The following is a 22,409-nucleotide window of genomic DNA, read 5'->3' as shown; positions in this document are numbered from 1 at the left end:
TGCCCATGTCTGACGGCGAAGAAATCATTCTGCGCGACCTGAACGATGCCGACCTTGTCGAGCAGATGAAGGACGACCTGTACGACGGCCTGGCCGATGAGGTTCATGAGGGCACCCAGATCCTGCTCGAACGCGGCTGGGATGCCAACAACGTGCTGACCGAAGCGCTGGTCGAAGGCATGCGGATCGTCGGCATAGATTTCCGCGACGGAATCCTGTTCGTCCCCGAAGTTCTGCAGTGCGCCGGTGCAATGAAGGCCGGGATGGGCCTGATCCGCCCGATCCTGGCCAACAGCGAAGACAAGTCCAGCCTGGGCACTTATGTGATCGGCACGGTCAAGGGCGATATCCATGATATCGGCAAGAACCTGGTCGGGATGATGCTGGAAGGCGCTGGTTTTGAAGTGGTTGACCTTGGCATCAACAATCCGGTCGATAATTATCTCCACGCGATCGACAAGCATAACCCTTCGATCCTGGGGATGTCGGCGCTGCTCACCACCACGATGCCTTATATGCAGGTGGTGATCGAAGAGCTCGACAAGCGCGGCATCCTTAAGAACTTGCCGGTGATGGTTGGCGGCGCGCCGCTGAACCAGGAATTCGCCGATGCGATCAACGCCACCAGCTATGGCCGCGATGCTGCGGTCAGTGCTGAACTGGCCAAGGCGCTGGTCGGCAAGAATCGTTAATGGGTGATCCCGCTGCCCGTCGGACCGGTGGCCGCCGGACCGGTGGCCGCGAGGCACGGCTGGGCCGCCGTGCACGGCCGCAGGAAGCGCCGACGGCTGCGCCAGAATTGCTCGCAACCACCAGCCCCAACCCCGAAGGCCCGGCGCTGGTGCTGGCCTGCGGCGCGATCGCCAATGAAATCATTGCCCTGCGCGAGCAACTTGGCATCGCCGACGATGCCATGGTTCTGCATTGCCTACCTGCCGAATTGCACAATCGCCCAGGCCAAATCGCGCCGCGGGTCGATGCCTTCCTGACCGAGCACCGCCATAAATATTCGCGGGTCGTGCTCGGCTACGGTGATTGCGGCACCGGCGGCGCACTTGACAAGGTGCTGGAGCGGCACGCCGCCAGCCGGCTGCCGCATGCGCACTGCTATGAATTCTTTGCCACAACGCCGCGCTTCAATGAGATTACTGAAGCCGAGATCGGCAGCTATTTCGTCACCGATTTTCTCGTGCGGCATTTCGATCGACTGGTGTGGGAAGGCCTCGGCCTCGATACCAGGCCTGACATGGTTGAAAGCTATTTCGGCAACTATCGCGATCTCGTCTATCTGGCCCAAACCGAAACCCCGGCGCTGCAGATCAAGGCGCAGGAGGCTGCTGAGCGGCTTGGTCTTAGGTATGTCTATCGCCAGGTTGGCTTTGGCGATCTGACCGAAGCGATCAAGGGCGCGGCCGATGTATAGCGTGCGGCTTTGGTCGGCGCGCCATTCACGCCAGATGGAATGGGCCTACAACACTTTCAATCCCGCCGTGGTTGCCGTGCTGCGCGGCGTGGTCAAGGTGTTTGGTCGCAAGCTTGATAAGCCGATCACCAAGGCCGAGGCGCTGGCCAAGGGATTTCTGTTCGATTGCAAGATGTGCGGTGATTGCGCGCTTTCGAAAACCGGCATGTCGTGCCCGATGAATTGCCCCAAGACGCTGCGCAATGGCCCCTGCGGCGGGGTCCGCGAAAACGGCCACTGCGAAGTAAAGCCCGAGATGCGCTGCGTCTGGGTTGCGGCCTGGGATGGGGCTTCGCGGATGAAGCAGGGCGACCGGATCGCAGAAGCCAATTTCGCGCTCGATCACAGGCTGAAGGGGCAGAGCTCGTGGCTCAAGCTGGCCCGGGATGACTGACCGCGCGACCATTGATGCTGAAGGGCTCAACCCCGGTGATCCGTTGGCGCAGCTTTCGGGCCATGTATCGCACGGCCGGTTTGAACGTGTGCTGCGCGCCGGCCACTTTGCAATCTCGACCGAGATTGCCCCGCCCGATTCTGCCGATCCGCAAGAGGTCTTGCGCCGCGCGGCGTTGTTTGATGGCCATGTCGATGCGATCAACGCCACCGATGGGTCGGGTGCCAATTGCCACATGTCGAGCCTGGCGGTCTGCGCGCTGCTGACCCGCGAAGGCCATTCGCCGATCATCCAAATCAGTTGCCGCGATCGCAACCGGATCGCGATCCAGGGCGATCTGCTGGGGGCATCGGCGCTGGGGGTCTGTTCGGTGCTGTGCCTTTCGGGTGATGACGTATCGGTTGGCGATCACCCCGAAGCCAAACCGGTGTTCGATCTTGATTCGGTATCGCTGCTGCAAACCGTTCGGATACTGCGCGATGAAAGCCGGTTTCTTTCAGGACGTCAGCTTGATCTGCCGCCGCGCTTGTTTCTGGGGGCATCGATCAATCCATTTGCACCGCCGCACAGTGCCCGGGTCGATCAGTTTGCCAAGAAGGTTTCGGCCGGGGCCCAATTCGTCCAGTCGCAATATTGCTTCGATATAGAAATGGCGCGTGCGTTCATGGCCCGATCGCGCGATCTGGGGTTGACCGAGCGCTGCTATGTGCTGATGGGCGTGGGGGTGTTGGCATCGGCCAAAACCGCCAGATGGCTGCGCAGCGCGATTCCCGGGGTGCACATTCCCGAAGACATTATCCACCGTCTTGAGCAGGCCGAAAAGCCCCGGGCCGAAGGCCGCAAGATCGCAGTTGAGCTGATGCAGCAACTGGCCGAAATCGAAGGGATCAGCGGTGTGCATCTGATGGCCTTCAAACAGGAAGAATGGGTTGGCGAAATTGTCACCCAGTCGGGGGTTCTCCAGGGCCGCAGGCCATGGTCACCCAGCCACCTCGCCCACCTTACCCAACTCGCAAAAGCCTAAGGGAACAGTCGATGTCCAGGACCGTGCTTTCATCTGCCACCAAGGAAGTCATCATCGGCTTCGACCAGCCCTTTGTGATGATCGGAGAGCGCATCAATCCCACCGGACGCAAGCTGCTGGCTGCGGAAATGAAGGAAGGCAATTACGACCGTGTGGTTGCCGATGCGCTGGCCCAGGTTGAAGCAGGCGCACAGATGCTGGACGTAAACGCCGGTATTCCGCTGGCCGATGAGCCCAGAATTCTGGCCGAAGTGATCCAGCTGGTCCAATCGGTCACCGATGTGCCGCTGTGCATCGATAGCTCGATCATCGAAGCGCTTGAAGCCGGCTTGGCGGTTTACAAGGGCCGTGCGCTGGTCAACTCGACCACCGCCGAAGAAGAGGTGATGGAACGGGTGCTGCCGCTGGTGAAGAAGTACGGCGCTGCAGTTGTCGCAATTTCCAACGATGATACCGGCATTTCCGCAGACATCGACGAACGTTTCCGCATTGCGAAGCTGATCGTCGAGCGCGCGCAGGATCACGGGCTCAAGCCTGAAGACGTGGTGGTCGATCCGCTGGTTATGCCCATTGGTGCAATCAACCAGGCCGGGCGCGACGTATTCAGGTTCGTGCGCCGCCTGCGCGAAGAGCTGGGGGTCAACACCACTTGCGGTGCTTCGAATATCGGTTTTGGCCTGCCCAACCGCCACGCAATCAACAACAGCTTCTTGCCGATGGCGGCCTGTGCCGGGATGACCAGCGCAATTCTCAATCCATGCCACGAAGGGCTGGTCCCGGCGATCAAGGCGGCCGATACGCTCAACGGGGTTGATCCAAATTGCGCCAACTGGATCCGGATGTTCCGCGAACCCAGCCCCGAAGGTGAAGGCCGGGGCGGACGGCGCGGTGGTGGGCGGCGGCGTGGCTGATTCTGTCCAGCACAGCGGGCGGTGCCTGTGTGGTACGGTCAATTACCGTGCCCTGGGCCTGCGCGATGTGTGGTTTTGCCACTGCACGCAGTGCCGCAAGGTAACCGGGCACTATCTGGCAGCCTGCCGGACCGAGCGCGAGCGGTTTGATATTTCCGGCGCGATCAGCTGGTCCGGCCATTCGGGCACGTCGCAACTGGGCCGCTGCGCGCGCTGCGCCAGCCCGTTATTCTGGCAGCAACCCGGATCGCCAACGCTTAGTGTTCTGGCTGGTAGTCTTGACCATGCCGCAGGTCTTGATCCGCTGGGCCACGCCTTTGTTGGCGAAAAGGGTGATTACTATGCAATCGCCGATGGGCTGCCCCAGTTCACCGGTACTCCGACAGGCGGGTTTTAGACCTTGGGCGAACACAAAGTCATCTTCACCCCTTCGGGAATTCGGGCCACGGCGCAGCATGGGCAAAGCGTCTATGACGTAGCCTTGGCCAGCGGGGTCGATATCCTCTCGATCTGCGGCGGCAAGGGGCTATGCCGCCGCTGTCAGATAGAATTCGAACCGGGTGACTATTCCAAGTTCGACATGAAAGTAGAGGCCGATCACCTTTCGCCCTGGACCGATAGCGAGGAAAAGGCAGCGAAACGCGGCGATCTGAAGCCCGGACGCAGGCTGGCCTGCCGGGCGCAGGTGTTGGGCGATGTGGTGGTTGAAGTGCCGGGTGATGCGCGGCATCAGGTATCGAGCATTTCAAAGGATTCGACCGGGTTTGAAACCGAGCTCAACCCCGCGATCAAACTCTTCATGGTCAAGCTGCCGGTGCCCGAGCTGGATGACAACCCCAGCGATACCGAAGCCCTTATCGCAGCGCTGCGCCTTTTCGGGGTGGAAGCCCAGATCGAGCATCGCCCGCTGACCAAGCTGCAACCGATCCTCGCGCAAAATGAGCGCGAGCTTATTGCAGTTGTGCGCGATGATGCGTGGATCATCGATGTCTGGCCGCCTTCGCCCTTCGATGCTTATGGTGCGGCAATTGATATCGGATCGACCAGTCTGGCGCTTTATCTCTATGATCTGACCAACGGCGCGCTGGTCCACCAGGCTTCGGCGATGAACCCGCAGATCCGCTACGGCGAAGATCTGATGAGCCGGGTCTCCTACGTGATGATGAACAAGGGCGGTGAGGAAAAACTGACCGCCGAGATTCAGGGTCAGGTTGCCGCAATGCTTGAAGAAGCGCGGGCCAAGCTTGATCTTGGGCCGAACCAAATTCTTGAAGTTGTGCTGGTGGGCAACCCGATCATGCACCACTTTTTCCTGGGCATTAACCCGGTTGAATTGGGCCAGGCGCCGTTCACGCTGGCGGTGAAGGACTGGTTCGAGGCACCGGCCACACGCTTTAACCTGGGGATTTCGGAAACTGCCCGGATCGCCTTCCTGCCGCTGGTTGGCGGGCATGTTGGCGCGGATACAACCGGGGCCTACCTGACCCAGCTGGATACGATGAAAGACCGGTCGGTGCTGCTGGTCGATATCGGCACCAATGCCGAAATCGTGCTTAGCCATGGCGGCAAGGTTGCGGCCTGTTCATCGCCGACCGGCCCGGCGTTTGAAGGTGCGGAAATCAGCGCCGGGGTGCGCGCCACGCCCGGCGCGATCGAACGCGTGCGGATCGATCGGCAGACCTTCCAGCCAAGCTTCAAGGTGATCGGCAGCGATGAATGGCTATCGGATGCCGATCCTGCCATCGCCGAACAGCGCGTGGTGGGGATCTGCGGGTCGGGCATTTTCGAAGTCATGGTTGAGCTGGCCAGCGCCGGTCTGGTGGACGAAAGCGGCCTGTTCCGGCCCGATGCGGCCCCGCACCGGTTTGTTCAGGAAGGGCAAAGCTGGAAGTTCCTGCTGCTCGATCGCCCGGAAAACCCATTGTGGGTTAAACAGACTGACGTGCGCGCGGTTCAGCTGGCCAAGGCCGCACTGGCGGCTGGCGTCAACCTGCTTGTCGATTTTCTTGAATGTCCGGGCTTTGATGAAGTGCTGCTGGCGGGGGCTTTCGGCACCCATCTGGATAGCCAGTATGTCGCCGATATCGGGATCATCCCCTTTGCCAGTGCAGCGCAAATCCGCTCGGTTGGCAATGCCGCCGGAATGGGCGCGGCAATGGCGCTCTACAATGTGGCTGAGAAAGCCCGGATTATCGAAGCGGTGAAACATATCATCAAAGTTGAAACTGCTACCGAACCGAAGTTTCAGGACTATTTTGTCGCTGCTATGAAGTTCCCCACCGCACCAAAACAACAAGGCGATGCCGCAACTGGCCGAGGCCGCCGCAGCAGCATGCGGACCCGCGAGCGCTAAGGAAGGAAGATTAATGTCAAGAGATGGACGTTCCGGAGGCCGCCGCGGCCGTGCCGCAGCCAATGCCGCCGAAACACCGGTGCGCGATCCCTATATCAAGCGCAAAATTCCGCCCTATTCAGTGCTGGGAGATGCCGATCTGGCGATCCTGGAGCACAATGCCGATACGATCCTTGAAGAAATCGGAATCGACATCAAGGATGATCCCGAAGCGATTGCGCTGTTCGTGGCCGCCGGCGCCACGGCGGATGGGGTTCGGGTGCGCTTTCCGCGCGGGATGTGCCGCGAAATCATCCAGAACAACGCGCCTTCGATTTTCACGCAATATGCCCGCAACCCGGAAAACAATGTAGTGATCGGCGGCAACAATACCGTTCTGGTTCCGGCCTATGGCAGCCCCTTTGTCTACAGCCGTGAAGGCGGGCGCCGCTATGCGACGATCGAAGACTTCCGCAATTTCGTGAAGCTGGCCTATGCCGCTGACAGCCTGCACCATTCGGGTGGAACGATCTGTGAACCGGTTGATCTTCCAGTTAACAAGCGGCACTTTGATATGGTCTACAGCCACATCAAATACAGCGACAAGCCGTTCATGGGCTCGGTCACGCATCCGCAACGCGCCGAAGATACCGTCTCGATGTCAAAAATTGTCTTCGGCGATGATTTCGTTGAGGAAAATTGCATTACCGTCAATTTGATCAACGCCAATTCGCCGCTGACATTCGATGAAACGATGCTGGGCGCGCTGAAGGTTTATGCCCGGCACAATCAGGCTACAATGGTCAGCCCGTTCATTGTCGCTGGCGCGATGTCGCCGGTCACCGTGGCCGCAGTCGCGGCGCAAAGCCTGGCCGAAGGCATGTGCGGGATGGCCCTGGCCCAGCTGGTTCGTCCCGGCGCGCCGGTGATCTATGGCAATTTCGTAAGCTCGATGTCGATGCAATCGGGCGCGCCAACTTTTGGCACACCCGAAGCATCGCTGATCATCAATTGCGGTGCGGCGTTGGCCCGGCGGCTGGGTGTGCCATTCCGCAGTGCGGGCGGGTTCAATGCATCCAAGGTGCCCGATGCCCAAGCCGCTTATGAAAGCGCCAACACGCTTCAGCAGGGGCTTCTGGCCGGCGTGAACTTCATGCTCCACACTGCCGGTTGGCTCGAAGGCGGGCTGGCGATGGGCTATGAGAAGTTCGTGATGGATTGCGATCAGGCGGCGATGATGGCGATCTATTCCAAGGGTGTCGATATGAGTGAAAATGGCCAGGCACTGGATGCGATACGCGAAGTTGGCCCGGGCCAGCATTTCCTGGGTTGCAGCCACACCCAGGATAATTTCAAGACTGCGTTCTACCGTTCGACCATTGCCGATAACAACAGCTACGAACAATGGATCGAAGACGGCAAGCAAGACGCCGAACAGCGTGCTGAAAAGCTCTACAAGGACATGTTGGGCAGCTATGTCGCGCCAGAGCTTGATCCGGTGATCGACGCCAAGCTGGTGGCTTTCATGGAAGAGAAAAAGGCCAGCTTCCCGGATTCAAACATCAGCTAGTCAGACGGAGAGCAGGCATGGCGGATTGGGCGGACGAAATCAGTACAGGAGACTATGGCAAAGGCGCGCGCAGTTTTCTGGGCATGCAGATTGACCCGCTGGTGTTCTTTCCAACCGCGCTGATCTCGCTGGCCGTGATCGCCTATTCGGTGCTGGCGCCGGCGCAATCGGCCAAGGCCTTCAATGATATTCGGGTCTGGACGACAACCAGCTTTGACTGGTTCTTCATGTCTGCCGGAAATCTGCTGCTGCTGTTCTGTGTGGCGGTTGCGGTGTCTCCGCTTGGCCGGATCCGGCTGGGCGGCAAGGGCGCGGTGCCTGACTATTCGCGGCTAAGCTGGTTTGCGATGCTGTTCGGGGCGGGCATGGGGATCGGCCTGGTGTTCTATGGCGTTGCCGAGCCGGTTTCGCATTTCACCAGCGCGATGGCGGGCGGATCAGCGGCTCCGCTGGGCGGGGCGGCCGGCAATGCGGCTGGTGCACGCGATCTTGCCATGGCGGCAACGATCTTTGATTGGGCGCTGCACCCATGGGCGATGTTTGCGGTTACCGGGCTTGCCTTGGCACTGTTCGCCTATGATTTCGGCATGCCGCTTTCGATGCGCTCGGCATTCTATCCGCTGTTCGGCAAGGCTGTCTGGGGCCGTTTGGGCGACGGGATCGAGGTGCTGGCCGTTTTCGCGACGATTTTTGGCCTGGCCACATCGCTGGGGCTGGGCGCGCAGCAAGCGATGGCGGGGATCACGTTCCTGTACAAGATCGGCAGCACGCCGGGTTCTATCCTGGGCCTGGTAGCCGTAATGGCGGGGATCACATTTCTTTCGGTGCGCGGCGGGATTGATCGCGGTATTCGTATCCTGAGCGAGCTTAACATGCTGATCGCGCTGGGACTGCTGGTGTTCGTGCTGCTGACTGGCCCGGCGATCGAGCTGCTGTCAGACCTGCTGCGCAACATCGTGGTCTATCTGCAGAACCTGCCAGCCCTATCGAATCCGGTCGGGCGCGAAGACGGCGGGTTCTATCGCGATTGGTCGGTCTATTACTGGGCCTGGTGGATCAGCTGGTCGCCGTTTGTCGGAATGTTCATGGCCCGCATCTCGCTGGGCCGGACGGTGCGCGAATTCATTGCGGGGGCGATGATTGCCCCCAGTCTGCTGGGGATTTTGTGGCTGACAATTTTTGGCGATGCCAGCATTGCGCATATCGTGGGCGGAGACGGCGCGGGGTTGGCCAAGGCCAGTCTTGATCAGCAGCTGTTCGTGCTGCTGGGCACATTGCCGTGGGCGCAAGTTACCTCGTTCATTGCGATCTGCCTGATCCTGATTTTCTTCGTCACCGGCTGGGATTCTGGCACGCTGGTGATTGATACCATGACATCGGGCGGGCGCACCGATACGCCGCTTCGGCAGAAGACCTTCTGGCTGCTGGCGGTGGGCGGGATTGGCGGCGTGCTGCTGCTGTCGGGCGGGCTCAATTCGCTTCAGGCCGGGGCAATTGCAACCGGGCTGCCGCTGGCCCTGGTGCTGCTGGTGATGTGCGCGGGTACGCTGCGCGGTCTGCTGGCCGTTCACCGCCGGCAACAAAATTAGCGACTGAACAAACAATCTTGCGGATATGGCATAATATCAAATCCGCATGATCTGGACTGTTTCCGCGTCCCCTGTCAGTCTTCGCCCGAATTGGAGGCGAGGCAATGCGCGATGCGTTCTATGCCGGGGTCAGGAAGGCCCTTGGAGACATCGAAGATCAGGGTTTGACCAAGCACGAGCGGCCGCTGCTTTCGCCCCAGGGCGTTGCGGTAGCGGTTGATACGCCAGCCGGCCGCCGCAGTGTGATCAATTTCTGTGCCAACAACTACCTTGGCCTGGCCGATCATCCCGATCTGATCGCGGCTGCGCACCAATACAGCATCAGTCATGGCTTTGGCATGGCTTCGGTGCGGTTCATTTGCGGGACGCAGGATATCCATCGCCAGTTGGAACGGCGCATCGCCGGGTTCTTTGGATATGAAGACAGCATCACCTTTGCGGCCTGCTTCGATGCCAATGGCGCGGTGTTTGAGCCGCTGTTTGGCGCGGATGATGCAATCATCTCTGACAGCCTCAACCATGCCTCGATCATTGATGGGGTGCGGCTTTCCAAGGCTCGGCGGTATCGGTTTGCCAACAACGATATGGCCGATCTGGAAGTGCAGCTACAATTGGCGGATCGCGAAGGCAGCGGCGCGAAAGTGATCGTGACCGACGGGGTATTCTCGATGGACGGGTTTATCGCCAACCTTTCGGCGATCTGTGATCTGGCAGACAAGTACGGCGCGCTGGTGATGGTTGATGATTGCCATGCCGCCGGGTTCATGGGCCAAGGTGGACGCGGATCAATCGAACACTGCGGGGTGATGGGCCGGGTCGATCTGCTCACCGGCACGCTGGGCAAGGCGCTGGGCGGCGGGATGGGCGGCTATATCTGCGCGCGCCAGGAAGTGATCGATCTGCTGCGCCAGCGTGCGCGGCCTTATCTGTTTTCCAATGCACTGGCCCCCGGGCTGGTGGGTGCCAGCCTCAAGGTGTTTGAGATGCTTGAAGGCGGCAATCCATTCCAGGCCCAGCTGTTTGCCAACGCAGCGCGGTTCCGTGCCGGGATGGCCGCTGCCGGGTTCACCCTGCAACCGGGCGAGCACCCGATCATCCCGGTGATGCTGGGCGATGCCCGTCTGGCGCAGCAGATGTCAGCCATGCTGCTGGACGAAGGGATCTATGTCACCGGCTTCTCATTCCCGGTGGTGCCCAAGGGCCAGGCCCGGATCCGCACCCAAATGAGTGCAGCGCATACATTTGAACAGATTGACCGCGCAATTGCGGCCTTCAGCAAGGTCGGCCGCGAACTGAAAGTTATCGGATCATGAGCAGCCCCAACACGATGCCCGCGCTGGTCAAGGCCAGGGCTGAACCTGGTATCTGGCTGCAACAGCAACCGATCCCGGAGCCAGGCCCCGATGAAGTGCTGATCCGGGTGCACCGGACCGCGATCTGCGGGACAGATATCCATATTTTCAATTGGGATGATTGGGCCCAGCGCACCATTCCGGTGCCGATGATTGTCGGCCATGAATTTGGCGGTGAAATCGCCGCGATCGGCACCGCGGTAAAACGCCCGCTCAAGATCGGCCAGCGGGTCTCTGGCGAAGGCCACCTGATCGGTGAAAAGAGCCGCGCGGTGCGGGCCGGGCATTTCCATCTTGATCCTGAAACGCAAGGGGTCGGGGTCAACCGGCCCGGTGCGTTTGCCCACTATCTGTGCATACCGGCATTCAATGTGATTGCGCTGCCCGATCATGTGCCGATGGATATTGCGGCATTGCTCGATCCGCTGGGCAACGCGGTCCATACCGCGCTGGCGTTTGATCTGATCGGGGAAGATGTGCTGATCACCGGCGCTGGCCCGATCGGGATCATGGCCGCCGCAGTAGCCCGCCACGTTGGCGCGCGGCATGTGGTGATCACCGATATCAACCCGTACCGCCTGGAACTTGCCGGCAAGATCGCTGATTGTCTGCCGGTCAATGTTGCCCAGGAAGACCTTGCAGCGGTCCGCCATCGGCTTGGGATGAGCGAAGGCTTTGATGTGGCGCTGGAAATGTCGGGGGCTGGTGCTGCGCTCAATCAGATCGTCGATAACATGGTGATGGGCGGCAAAGTAGCCATGCTTGGCTTCCCGCCCGGTGAAACCACGATCGAATGGAGCCGGATCGTGTTCAAGGCGCTGACCATCAAGGCGATCTATGGGCGCGAGATGTTTGAGACCTGGTACAAGATGCTGGCGATGCTTGGATCGGGGCTCGACGTCTCGGGCCTGATCACCCACCGCATGCCCTATACCGATTTCGAGCAGGGTTTTGAGATCATGCGGTCAGGCCATTCGGGCAAGATCGTGCTTGATTGGTCATGATCTAGGGCGAATACCCTAAATTCCTGCTTGCGCTTGATCCCGGTCAATGTCCTAATTGCGTTCGGAGTCGAAACCGACCGCAATGGCGCACAGCTGCGCCCCGGATTTGAACGGAGAATCAGGATGGCAACTGCAGCAGTGGCAGCGAAAGATTTGGCAACCCATGTTGATGTGCTGATTGTCGGCGCGGGCATTTCCGGGATCGGTTCGGCCTATCACCTGCAGGAACAGTGCCCGGGCAAAAGCTATGCAATCCTTGAAATGAAGGACACCTTCGGGGGGACCTGGGAAACCCACAAGTATCCAGGCGTCCGGTCTGACAGCGATCTGTATACATTCGGCTATCGCTTCAAGCCGTGGGTCGGCACCCCGATCGCTTCGGGCCAGGCGATCCTCGATTACATGGGCGAAGTGATTGAAGAAAACGGGATTGCAGAGCACATCCGCTATGGCCACCGGATCACCGCCTGCAGCTTTGACAGCCAATCCAACCTATGGACGATCGAAGCGACCGACAAAGGCGGGCAAGCCAAGACCTTCACCGCCAATTTCCTGTGGATGTGCCAGGGCTATTACGATCACGAAACGCCGTACATTCCCGAATGGAAGGGGATGGATCAGTACAAGGGCAAATTTGTCCATGCCCAACTGTGGGATCCGGGGACCGACTACACCGGCAAGAAAATCCTAGTGATCGGATCAGGCGCAACCGCGGCCACGGTGATCCCCGCTTTTGCCGAAAAGGCCGCGCATGTTACCATGCTGCAACGCTCACCAACCTATTTCTACTGTGCAGAGAACAAGAACGAGCTGGCCGACAAATTGCGCGCCGGCGGGATTGATGAGCCCACTATCCACCGCGTCGTCCGAACCCAGATCATGCACGATCAGGATGTTATGACCAAGCGCTGCCAGACCGAGCCCGATGCAGTGTTTGAGGAACTGAAGATGCTGGTCCGGGCCTTTACCGGCAAGGACGATTTTGAATTCGAGCCGCATTTCACGCCAAAATACCGGATCTGGCAACAGCGACTGGCCTTCTGCCCCGAAGGCGACATTTTCCGCGCGGCGGTGGCAGGCAAGGTATCGATTGTTACCGATACGCTTGATACCTTCACCGAAACCGGCGTGCGCACCGCCGATGGTACCGAGATTGAGGCTGATATCATCGTTGCCTGCACCGGTTTCCGTCTGTCGGTGATGGGCGATATTCCCTTCAAGGTCGATGGCCAGCCGGTCAACTGGCACGATACTATCAACTATCGCGGAATGATGTTCACCGGGGTGCCCAACATGGCCTGGGTGATGGGCTATTTCCGCGCCAGCTGGACCTTGCGGGTCGATATGATGGGCGATTTCGTCTGCAATCTGCTCAATCGAATGGACCGCAATGGCGTCAAACGGGTTGAGGTTGCCCTGCGCGAGGAAGACCACAACATGCCGCTGGGTGACTGGATTGAGAACGACAATTTCAATCCTGGCTATCTGATGCGCGGATTGAAGGAAATGCCCCAGCGCGGCGACAAGCCCGAATGGCGCCACAACCAGGATTACTGGGCCGAAAAAAATCAGATCCCCAATACCGATCTGGAAGGCGGCGAATTCGTTTACGATGGGGTGCGGGCCGGCCTGAAAGTGACCGAACCGGCCTAAGCCCGGTTTACAGCCCGCCTTGCCTGCGCCAGACGGTTGCAATGAGCAACGCAATGATCTGGTGGGGTGGACAGCGCCCACCGCTTGAACCGATGACCGCGCTGGGCGAAAATGCCATGCCGGGCCACTTGGGAATCGAATTTGTCGATTGCGGCGATGATTGGATCACCGCGCGGATGCCAGTCGATCACCGCACCCAGCAGCCGTTCCAGCGGTTGCATGGCGGGGCATCCGTGGCCCTGGCGGAAACGATCGGATCGGTTGCCGCCGGTCTCTGCATTAACCGCGAAACGAGCGTGGCGGTGGGGATGGAAATCAACGCCAACCATATTCGCCCGGCCTATTCGGGCTGGGTCTATGCCAAGGCAAGCCCCGAATCGATTGGCCGCACCACGCAGGTCTGGACCATCCGGATTACCGATGGGGCGGGCAAATTGGTCTGCATCTCGCGGCTTACCGTGGCGGTAATCGCGCTGGAAAGGAAATGACCATGCCCACCCAATCGGTTGCCGTCATTGGCGCCGGTGATTTTATCGGCGCGGCAATCGTCCGCAAATTCGCGGCCCAGGGTTTTGCGGTCCACGCCGGGCGGCGCGATGGTGAAAAACTGGCCCCGCTGCTGGGCGGTGCAATTACCGGGCGCAGTCTGGATGCCCGGCAAAGCGAAGATGTCGCCGCCTTCCTTACTGAAGCCGAAGCGATTGCGCCGCTGGCTCTGGTGGTGTTCAACGTTGGCGCGAATGTCCAGTTTCCGCTGACCGAAACCACCGACCGGGTGTTCCGCAAAGTCTGGGAAATGGCCTGTTTTGCCGGCTTTGCGGCCGTGCGCGAAGGCGCGCGGATCATGGGCCCGCGCGGGCAAGGCAAGATTTTTGTGACCGGGGCAACGGCCGGCCTGCGCGGCAATCCCGGCTATGCAGCGTTTGCCGCAGCCAAGGCCGGACTGCGCCTGATGGCCGAAAGCGCGGCGCGTGAATTGTGGCCGAGCGGAATCCACGTGGCGCATCTGGTGATCGATGCCGGGGTCGATACCGCCTGGGTTCGCCAGCGCGTGACCGACCGGATCGGAGCCGAAGCCCTTGCCGCGCAGCCCGATCTGCTGATGCCGCCAGAGGCTGTGGCCGAGGCCTATTGGTCGCTGTACAACCAGCCCAAGGCAGCCTGGACATTCGAGCAAGTGATCCGGCCTTATGGGGAGACGTGGTGATGCCGCGCGAGATCGAATTTCTGTACGATTTTGGCGGACCCAATTCATGGTTCGTCCACCGGGCAATCCCGGCGATCGAGGCTGAAGGCAAAGTGCGCTTTCGCTATGTCCCGGTGCTGCTGGGCGGGCTGTTCAAAGCCACCGGCAACAAACCGCCACTGATGGTCTATGGGCATGTTGCCGCCAAAGTGAACTATGATCGGCTGGAAATGGAACGGTTCATGGCGCGTCACGGCATCACCGGGTTCCAGTTCAATCCGCACTTTCCGGTCAATACGCTGCTGGCGATGCGCGGCGCAGTTGCGGCTGAACGCCTGGGCTGCGGGGCGGCGTATCGCGAAGCGATGTACACCGCGCTGTGGCAGGATGGGCAAAAGCTTGATGATCCAGCGGTCTGGGCCGAAGTGCTCATCCAGGCCGGGCTCGATGCGGCTGCGCTTGGCGCTGCGGTGGAAGATCCGGCGATCAAGGCTGCACTGATCACCAGCACTGAAAGTGCGGTTGCGCGCGGTGCCTTCGGGGTGCCAACTTTCTTCCTTGGCAATGAAATGTGGTTCGGCAAAGATCGCCTGCGCGATGTTGTCGAGGCTGCAACTGGAGCAGTGCAATGAGCGAATTTCCCCTGCCATATAATTCAACCGATCTTGGCGGCCGCGTGGCAATGGTAACCGGCGCTTCATCCGGTCTGGGGGCGCGATTTGCCGAAGTGCTGGCAAGCCAGGGCGCGGCGGTGGTGCTGGCAGCACGGCGGCTTGACCGGCTTGAAGCACTGGCGGCCAAGATCACCGCTGCGGGCGGCAGGGCGCTGGCGGTGCAAATGGATGCGACCGACGCTGATAGCATCGTTTCAGCCGTGGCTGCGGGCGAAGCCGCATTCGGCACGATCGATATCCTGATCAACAACGCCGGAATGCCCGATGCCCAGCGCGCCCACAAGATGAGCACTGCGCTGATCGATCAGGTGCTGGGCGTAAACCTGCGCGGCCCGTGGATCCTGTCTTGCGAAGTTGCCCGGCGGCTGATCGCGGCGGGCAAGCCAGGCCGGATTGTCAACATCAGCTCGGTCGCGCATTTCCGCTACGATGGCGGCGGCGCTGCGCTTTATGCCGTCACCAAGACCGCGATTGCCCGGATGACCGAGGCGCTCAGTGTCGAATGGGCGCACCATGGCATCAACGTCAACGCGATCGCGCCGGGCATGTTCGTATCCGAGATGACCGACGGAATGTTTGAGCGGATGGGCGGAAATCCCGCTCCCCACCTGCCCAGAAAGCGCGTGCCGGTGCCAGAGCAGATGGATTCAACCCTGCTCTATCTGGTCGCGCCCGCCAGCGAATGCGTTACTGGTGCGACGATCCGGATTGACGATGGGCAAAGCGCCCGGGCGCGGATGTAGGTCCCGCTGGCCCGTTTCAGCCGCCGCGATTAGGTCCTGACCCTAGGGCAAGCGAAACAAGCCGGCCCCAAAGATGCTGTCGCGGCCTTTTGGGCCAAGATCGGCCGCCTTTGCGGCAACCGCAGCGCGCATCATGGCCGGATTATGCTGTTGGCCGCATGGCTTGCCGCGCAGCAATGCGCCCGCGACAATCGCAGTGGCAAAGCTGGTTCCCGATACAGCGCGGCGTCCGCCCGGCACCGCCGCGTTCATCCTGACACCCCAGGCGGCGACATCAATTTCGGGCCCGTGCGAGGCATAGGCATAGGCCTTTTTCGAACTGTCGATTGCGGTTACGGCCACAACGCGCGGATCGCGCCCCGGAAACAGCACGGGGCCGCCGCCGCCATTGCCCGCTGCCGCCACCACACAGGTCCCCAGGCCTTCGAACCGCGCCAGGGCGCGGGCCAGCGCCGGATCATCACGGGCGGTCCCGAACGACATGTTGACCACATCGGGCCGCAGCGCCAGCGCCCGGTTGAGCGCCAGTACCAGCCGCGAGGATTGCGAACGCCACCAGTCCTCTCCAACCGGGGCGAAAGCCGCCAGACTGAACAACCGGGCTCCCTGCGCCACTCCCGCAAATGCACCCGTTCCCACCAGAATTTCGGCAATCGCCGTGCCGTGGGACGATGGATCCAGCGCCGTGCCAAAGCCTTCCTGGATGATATTGGCGCCGCGCAGCGCGGCGTTGCCAATATCAACTGGGCTGTCGATCAGGGCAATCGTGCCGCTGACCTTGTGCTTTGGTCCGATCCTGATCCCGCTTATTGCCGCGCCTTGCTCGCGGCTGTTGCCCAGCACCTGGAAATTAAAATCGGGCTGGGCCCAGGCCACTTTGGGATCCTTCGCCAGCCGCGCCATGGCCTGTTCGGGCGTATCCCCGATCGCCAGCCGGGCGACCACCATGGTCACGCCGAGTTCGGGCAAAGGTGAAACCGCAAGCACGGTGACCTTTGCTGCCTTGGCGATCCGGGCTGGCTGCGCCGCCGGATCCTCCAGAAAGACCAGAACCTGGTCCGGCACATAGTCTGCCATTGCCCTGTCACGCATGTCCAGAGCAGGACCAGTCAGCGGCGGTTCGGGTATCTTTTTGCCCCCCAGCGATAGCGATATGCCCAGCCCCCCGCCGCTGCTGCCGATATTTTGCCGCGGGCCATTGGGCGGCGACTGCGTGGCAGGCCCGCCAACCACCTGGGCAAACAGTGGCACGGCCAGGCATCCCGTCAGACAAGCCGCCAGAACGGCCCCGGCCAGCCGGATCATTCGGCCGGGTCCGCAGTGGCAATCAGCGCAGAACCGCGCAGGCGTTCGATCTGCTGCTGAAGCCGCCCGCCTTGCTGGTTGCTGTGCAGGATCAATGTCCCGAAATCGCCGCCGCCCACGATCGTCAAGTCTTCGGCGGCGAACATTTCAGACACCTGTTGCCAAGCCGCGCCAGCCTTGAGTTCGACCAGAATAGAGCCTTTGCCGGCAACTGGATCCTTGCCCGAAGCCAATTCGTAGTTCTCTTGGCGAAGCGTCCCGATCTTGCCGTTTTGCCACAGCAAGGCCCCGGCTTGCACCGCCACCGCCAGTGCCAGCCCCAAAGAGACCGCCGGGCTCCAGTTTGCCGGTGCCAGAAAGGCCAGGACCGAATTGGAAGCGGGTCCGCCGGCAGCCGTATCATTGGCGGCCACTGCCGGAGGGGCTCGCACAGGGATTTCAGCCCAGGGCGCCCCGCCAGCCTTAACCAGGTCCAGCAGTTGGCGATGCTCTTCAAGTTCGGCGCGCAACATTGGCGATGCTGCCAGCCCGGCCTCAATCCGTGCCCGTGCAGCTTCGGGCAGCGTTCCGTTGAGGTAGAAGGGCAAGAGCTTGGAAAGCTCTCCGCGATCAGCGATGTCAGTCATGTGCTGTCCCTTCGGGTTCGGTGCTGGGCGCATACAGTGCGGTATCGCTAAGCCAGCCCAATGCCGAGCGGCTTGGCAGGAAAAAGTATCCGCCGCCCATCGTCTGGACGAAGCTTTTCATCCCCTCGATCCGGATCGGCCCGGCGGCGGTCGGGATGGTGAAGACGCGGCCCAGCGGACAGCCGCTGCGCGGATCGACCGGATCGCTGCCGATGATCGGATCGGGTTCGCGTTCAAGCCCGTGGAATGCCGGGGCATTGGCCCAAAACTGCTGGACGAATTCAAACTGGCGTTCGATATCAGCGCAAATCGAGGCAAACAGCAGGCCCTTTTCGCCGGTTTCAGGGCGGGTATAGGTTCGGCCCCGGCGCAGCAAACGGTGGCGATTGGTAATCACTTGCTCGGCCGGATCACCGGGCTGCTTGCTATCGCGCGGATTGGTCCGGCGAATATGCGCCCCGAACGGACAGGCCAAACCGTGCGGGTCGTCGCTGCCATAGGCAAAATCGTTGTCCAGTTCGGCCTCGATACTGCCTGGAGTGGACAGCCGGTTGATCGGATTGCCCACCAATGGCCGCCCGCTGGGCCAACGCCCCATCAATTTGGCCTTGATCCATTCGCGATCGGGGCGCTGCCCAACCAGCCGGTAAAGCTCTGCCAGGCCGCCCTGACCAAGCTGATCGGCAGCAGCATCAAGCCAGCCCTCGAAGCCAGCGACATCCTGTTTGAGCTCACGCAGGACCAGATAGGTGCCGTTGCGACCAAAATCGCGCGGGCTGCGTTCCTGAGCGGCTTCACCAAAATCGGGATAGCGCGACGGGTCAGACACGCCGCTGGCCGGCAGGGCCCCGCGCACATCGGCTTCGACCGGCAATTGCGGGCTGGGCGGCAGATAGCCTTCGGCATTGGCATAGCCCAGGATCATCTCGCCCGGTTCAAGCACATCGCGCGCCGCAACCCCGCGCAGGCCGCGCTGGGTTCCGGCGATGACCGGCTGCGAAATGCCATCGCGGTAGCCGAAGTGCTCAAAATCGGCGCGGGCTTCGTCGGCAAAGGCCGGCGCGCAATCGGTTTGCGAAAGCACCGATCCGCCATGGTTGGCAATCAACTGGCTGTGCAGATCCACCATCCGTTTCAGCCGGTCTGGGCTGGAGGCGTAGAGCATCAGGACCGCCTCGGTTGTGCCAGCTGTGCTTGGATCATCGTGCCAGCGCCATCCTGCCGGATCGCTGGGCCCGGCATCGCCGTTTACCCGCGCCCGCGCGCCCATCCCCATGCGAAAGGCATAGGGCATCGAACTGAGCAGTGCATCGCTGCGGCAATTGGGCACTTCAAACCGGGCCAGGCCCGCCGCCGATAGTGCCAGGAACACCGCCTGATGGGTCGAATCCGCAACGTCGCTGGCATAGGGCGAGGCCAGCGCGGCGGGATCAAACCCGGTATCCTCACCGGTCAGCGGCCGCTCGCCAAAGGCAATCGTCAAGGCATTGGCCAACATGAATTCAGCCGGACGTCCTGCCGGGCGCGGAACGGTGCACAAGACCCCTTCGTCAACCAGCGCCGCACAGGCGGCCTGACCGCCCGCGCCATCAGGGCGCATCGGCTTGCCGCGCACCCAGCAAAGCCATTCGCCCAGCGGCTCGCCGCTTTGTGGCAATTGCAGTGCAAGTGCGGCGGAATAGCGCAGCCGTTTCATCCCGCGCAGGACCAGAGCCTGGATTTCGTCGGTTTCGATCCGGTTGGCCGTTCGCGGCATCGATCCGAAACAGCGCAGCCATTCCTCGCCCTCGCTGGCGTTGGCGGCCAGGCCCAGTCCGGAATGGATCAGCGCGTTGGCGCGGATCTGATCGGTTGTCAGTTCGGGAAACCGGGCATACCAGAACGGCACCAGTTGTTGCTGGATCCGTTCCCAGCGTTTGAAACTATCGCCATCGCGCGCGCCATCGCCCATCATGAAGCGGGTCTTGGGAAAGCCTTGCCAATTGCTCCACGCTGCGCTCTGGCCTTGACGCGCACGGGTGATGAAATCTTCCAGATAGCTTTCCCAGCTGCCATCGAAGTTTGAATAGAATGCCACCTTGTTGGTGCCCGGCACCCGCCACCAGCGCGCAAAATGAATCGTGCCCATGTTAAGGATCAGCCCGGGGCGAAAGCCATAGGTGATCAGCACCCTGATCCCCCATAGCGACACTGCATGGTTAAGCGCACGGAACCAGCCAGGCTTCAAGGTGCCCACCGCTAGGATGTGGTTCTGGGCATAGCCGGGCGGGTTTTCCTGGACCGCCAGTGCACGCAATTTATCCAGCGGCGCGTGCGACAGATCGGGCACATCGCGCTTTTCCGCGCGGCGCAGCAAAAACAGATAGGCCCCCACAACGGCGGTTGCGGTGAACAGCCCCATCGCCAGCGCCTTGGCCGCCAGCAGCAGCAACCAGACGGCCAGGCTCATTTCCCCGCGCGCCCCCAGCAGCCAGGCCCAGACCGCGACGAAGCCCGCCAGCGGCCATGTCACCAACCGGCCATCGCGAGAGGCCAGAAACCTGCCGAACCGCTGTCCGACGCTGCTTTCCTTATACTGCGCCAGCTTGAGCCGGCCCGCCTGGATTTGCAGGTGAAAGGCGTCCCAGCCCTCACGCTTGGCCTCATCGATCAGCGCAAGCTGCGCCGGGCTGGCATCGGCCCGCAGTTCGCCATCGCCGCGCAGCAACCGGCGCAGATGGGCCAGGGTTAGCATCGGATGGCTGCCGCGTGCAGTTTCGCTGGCCACATAATCACGCAGCACCCGCCCGGCAAAATCGGCAAAACGTGCCTGCCGGGCAATCCTGGCGACGGGAAATTCACCCAGGCCATTGTAGTTGAGCCCGGTTGCGCCCCATGGTTTGCCATGCAGCGGCACGATCCGCGCGGCCATGAAGGCGAACAGATCCTCCCCATCGCCCAGCCCGGCAAAGGCAAAGGCCGGGCGCAGCAGGTGCCCGGCCGTATCGGTGATGGCCCGCAGACCTTCGCGGTCGCTGCCATCGACGGTCAATTCAAACGCCAGCCGCGGGCCTTGATCGGTATCGATGCAGGCCAGCGAGCAAAAATGGACCAGACCGGTGGCATCAAGCGCGGCGGTGATCGCGGCCCCGGCCGGGTTGCCCAGCTTGGCCAGTTCAGCCCGCAGCACGGGTGCCGTCTCATCAGCGACCGGGGCCAGCACGATGAACATTGTCTGCCCCGCTGCCGGTGAGGAAAAGCGCATCGTCAGATGGCGTGGAAACGGCCCGCACTTGGCCATCCGTCCGGCGCGGCCGGGCGCAGGCTTCAGATCTTCACGCGCCAGCAGCTCGGCAAACAAGGCCGTGATCTGTTCAATCGCCAGATATTTGCCCAGGCACCAATGCGGGCCAACCCCAAAGACCAGATCGGGTTCCTGGGTGCTGCCATCGGCCAGCTTGCGATCGAGCCGGAACTTGCCGGGCTGCGGCCAGGCGCGCGGATCGCGCAGTGCCGACATGGTCGATACCAGCAGCGTCGTGCCGGCCTTGATCGGATGCGATCGCCCATCGATCTCGATCCGGGTATCGCGCGGGCAATAGCGCCACTGCCCGGGGGCCAGCGCCGGGTTGAGCCGGCCCAGCTCCATCACCACCGCGCGCATGGCCGCCAGATCGCCGCAGCGCGCGGCTTCGCTGGCAATGCCCCAGGCATCGCCGCGCGCCAGCAGTTCTTGCAGCATGTTGCTGGCTGCCAGCGTGTTGGTGGGGATAAAGCCAGTTGCCAGCCCCATCAACAGCGCCTTGATCTCTCTATCTTCAAGCGGCTCAGCTTGCTGGATCACGGCCAGCCGCTCAACCAGAGTTTCGGCATTGGTGCCGTCAAGTGTGCCCGATCGCGCCCGCCGCTGGGCCCGGATCAATGCATCACCCAGCACCGCATCGATCCGCCGCTGGGCGTTCATCGCCATTTTGCGGGTGCCCGCATCGCCATATGGATCGCCGAACAGGAAGGCCGAAAGCGCCATGGTCCAATCGCCGAACTGGTCCACATCATCGCATTCAAGCCCGAAATAGCGCAGGCATATCTCAGCCGGGACCCGTTTCAGCAAATCGGCCACGACATCGATCTCACCGGGCGAATTATCAAGCAAGGCGCGGGTGAAATCACGCGACATCGCGCCGATCCAGGCCGCATCATCGCGCTGCACCGCTTTGTGCAGGAACGCGCGCATCCGGTCATGTTCGGCCCCTTCGAGGCCCAAAGGGAAGGTCGCCCCATCGCCCAGCTCGGCCATTTCTGGGCCAAACGGAGTGATGAAATCGTCTGGCCGCAGCAGCACTTCGCGCACTTGCGCCTCGCGGGTAACATGCAGCAGGCCGGCCAGTGGCAGCAGCGGCTTGAACCGGCGCGAAAAGGCATAGACCAGCGGCAACAGCCGGCCCGCCAGGTTTGATTTCAGCGCGGCCAATTTGCCCTTCGGGGCCAGCACGCTGAAATCGAACGGCTCAAGCGCAGCAGGGGGATGCGCGCTGGCGGCATGCTGCGCCGTTTCGATGGCGGCGAAGTATTTTGGAGTTGGCATTGAAGGGCCCTTTCGAAAGG

The 22,409-nt window shown here is 61.5% G+C and carries 19 protein-coding genes; 16 read left to right on the top strand and 3 right to left on the bottom strand.

Annotated features, from left to right (window positions below; genetic code table 11):
- Nucleotides 1-5: 5 nt before the first annotated feature.
- The 16 genes from ABL914_RS02035 to ABL914_RS01960 all read left to right on the top strand — a co-directional run bounded on the left by ABL914_RS02035 (nucleotide 6) and on the right by ABL914_RS01960 (nucleotide 15,894).
- The gene (locus ABL914_RS02035) at nucleotides 6-692 is read left to right on the top strand and encodes a corrinoid protein (protein WP_391561483.1); all 687 of its coding nucleotides are present in this window, start codon (nucleotides 6-8) and stop codon (nucleotides 690-692) included.
- Complete coding sequence (locus ABL914_RS02030) at nucleotides 692-1,423, top strand: DUF1638 domain-containing protein (RefSeq protein WP_391561482.1); 732 nt, start codon at nucleotides 692-694, stop codon at nucleotides 1,421-1,423. The genes ABL914_RS02035 and ABL914_RS02030 overlap by 1 nt, the downstream gene beginning before the upstream one ends.
- Nucleotides 1,416-1,856: a methylenetetrahydrofolate reductase C-terminal domain-containing protein gene (locus tag ABL914_RS02025; protein WP_391561481.1), complete on the top strand. Its 441-nt coding sequence runs from the start codon at nucleotides 1,416-1,418 to the stop codon at nucleotides 1,854-1,856. Before ABL914_RS02030 ends, ABL914_RS02025 begins: the two co-directional genes overlap by 8 nt.
- On the top strand, nucleotides 1,849-2,880 hold the full coding sequence (locus tag ABL914_RS02020) for a methylenetetrahydrofolate reductase (RefSeq protein ID WP_391561480.1): 1,032 nt from the start codon (nucleotides 1,849-1,851) through the stop codon (nucleotides 2,878-2,880). Before ABL914_RS02025 ends, ABL914_RS02020 begins: the two co-directional genes overlap by 8 nt.
- A gap of 11 nt (nucleotides 2,881-2,891) precedes the next feature.
- Nucleotides 2,892-3,791: a dihydropteroate synthase gene (locus ABL914_RS02015; protein WP_391561479.1), complete on the top strand. Its 900-nt coding sequence runs from the start codon at nucleotides 2,892-2,894 to the stop codon at nucleotides 3,789-3,791.
- Complete coding sequence (locus ABL914_RS02010) at nucleotides 3,784-4,188, top strand: GFA family protein (RefSeq protein WP_391561478.1); 405 nt, start codon at nucleotides 3,784-3,786, stop codon at nucleotides 4,186-4,188. Before ABL914_RS02015 ends, ABL914_RS02010 begins: the two co-directional genes overlap by 8 nt.
- A gap of 3 nt (nucleotides 4,189-4,191) precedes the next feature.
- On the top strand, nucleotides 4,192-6,144 hold the full coding sequence (locus ABL914_RS02005) for an ASKHA domain-containing protein (RefSeq protein ID WP_391561477.1): 1,953 nt from the start codon (nucleotides 4,192-4,194) through the stop codon (nucleotides 6,142-6,144).
- Between the two features lie 13 nt (nucleotides 6,145-6,157).
- On the top strand, nucleotides 6,158-7,693 hold the full coding sequence (locus tag ABL914_RS02000; protein ID WP_391561476.1) for a trimethylamine methyltransferase family protein: 1,536 nt from the start codon (nucleotides 6,158-6,160) through the stop codon (nucleotides 7,691-7,693).
- Nucleotides 7,694-7,710: 17 nt separating this feature from the next.
- The gene (locus ABL914_RS01995) at nucleotides 7,711-9,282 is read left to right on the top strand and encodes a BCCT family transporter (protein WP_391561475.1); all 1,572 of its coding nucleotides are present in this window, start codon (nucleotides 7,711-7,713) and stop codon (nucleotides 9,280-9,282) included.
- A 104-nt stretch (nucleotides 9,283-9,386) separates the two neighbouring features.
- Entirely contained in the window at nucleotides 9,387-10,595 is a 1,209-nt protein-coding gene (locus ABL914_RS01990) for a glycine C-acetyltransferase (RefSeq protein ID WP_391561474.1), read from the top strand.
- Nucleotides 10,592-11,638, top strand: a complete 1,047-nt coding sequence (gene tdh, locus ABL914_RS01985; RefSeq protein ID WP_391561473.1) for an L-threonine 3-dehydrogenase — start codon at nucleotides 10,592-10,594, stop codon at nucleotides 11,636-11,638. The genes ABL914_RS01990 and tdh overlap by 4 nt, the downstream gene beginning before the upstream one ends.
- A gap of 123 nt (nucleotides 11,639-11,761) precedes the next feature.
- Nucleotides 11,762-13,291 (top strand): flavin-containing monooxygenase, encoded by a 1,530-nt coding sequence (locus ABL914_RS01980; protein WP_391561472.1) that lies wholly within the window; start codon nucleotides 11,762-11,764, stop codon nucleotides 13,289-13,291.
- 41 nt (nucleotides 13,292-13,332) lie between these two features.
- Complete coding sequence (locus ABL914_RS01975) at nucleotides 13,333-13,779, top strand: hotdog fold thioesterase (protein WP_391561471.1); 447 nt, start codon at nucleotides 13,333-13,335, stop codon at nucleotides 13,777-13,779.
- On the top strand, nucleotides 13,776-14,498 hold the full coding sequence (locus ABL914_RS01970; protein WP_391561470.1) for an SDR family NAD(P)-dependent oxidoreductase: 723 nt from the start codon (nucleotides 13,776-13,778) through the stop codon (nucleotides 14,496-14,498). The genes ABL914_RS01975 and ABL914_RS01970 overlap by 4 nt, the downstream gene beginning before the upstream one ends.
- Entirely contained in the window at nucleotides 14,498-15,109 is a 612-nt protein-coding gene (locus ABL914_RS01965; RefSeq protein ID WP_391561469.1) for a 2-hydroxychromene-2-carboxylate isomerase, read from the top strand. The genes ABL914_RS01970 and ABL914_RS01965 overlap by 1 nt, the downstream gene beginning before the upstream one ends.
- Nucleotides 15,106-15,894: an SDR family NAD(P)-dependent oxidoreductase gene (locus ABL914_RS01960; protein ID WP_391561468.1), complete on the top strand. Its 789-nt coding sequence runs from the start codon at nucleotides 15,106-15,108 to the stop codon at nucleotides 15,892-15,894. The genes ABL914_RS01965 and ABL914_RS01960 overlap by 4 nt, the downstream gene beginning before the upstream one ends.
- A 42-nt stretch (nucleotides 15,895-15,936) precedes the next feature.
- Here ABL914_RS01960 and ABL914_RS01955 read toward each other — a convergent pair whose 3' ends face one another.
- Genes ABL914_RS01955 through ABL914_RS01945 form a run of 3 tightly spaced genes read right to left on the bottom strand, consistent with a single transcriptional unit; the run spans nucleotide 15,937 to nucleotide 22,389 of the window.
- On the bottom strand, nucleotides 15,937-17,199 hold the full coding sequence (locus tag ABL914_RS01955) for a S8 family serine peptidase (RefSeq protein WP_391561467.1): 1,263 nt from the start codon (nucleotides 17,197-17,199) through the stop codon (nucleotides 15,937-15,939).
- Nucleotides 17,196-17,825, bottom strand: a complete 630-nt coding sequence (locus ABL914_RS01950) for an anti-sigma factor family protein (RefSeq protein WP_391561466.1) — start codon at nucleotides 17,823-17,825, stop codon at nucleotides 17,196-17,198. Before ABL914_RS01950 ends, ABL914_RS01955 begins: the two co-directional genes overlap by 4 nt.
- Complete coding sequence (locus tag ABL914_RS01945; protein ID WP_391561465.1) at nucleotides 17,818-22,389, bottom strand: cytochrome P450; 4,572 nt, start codon at nucleotides 22,387-22,389, stop codon at nucleotides 17,818-17,820. Before ABL914_RS01945 ends, ABL914_RS01950 begins: the two co-directional genes overlap by 8 nt.
- Between the last annotated feature and the right edge of the window lie 20 nt (nucleotides 22,390-22,409).

The sequence above is a fragment of the Novosphingobium sp. genome (genome assembly GCF_040079535.1).
In the GTDB taxonomy this organism is placed as follows: domain Bacteria; phylum Pseudomonadota; class Alphaproteobacteria; order Sphingomonadales; family Sphingomonadaceae; genus Novosphingobium.
This window is presented reverse-complemented; position numbering and strand designations above follow the sequence as displayed.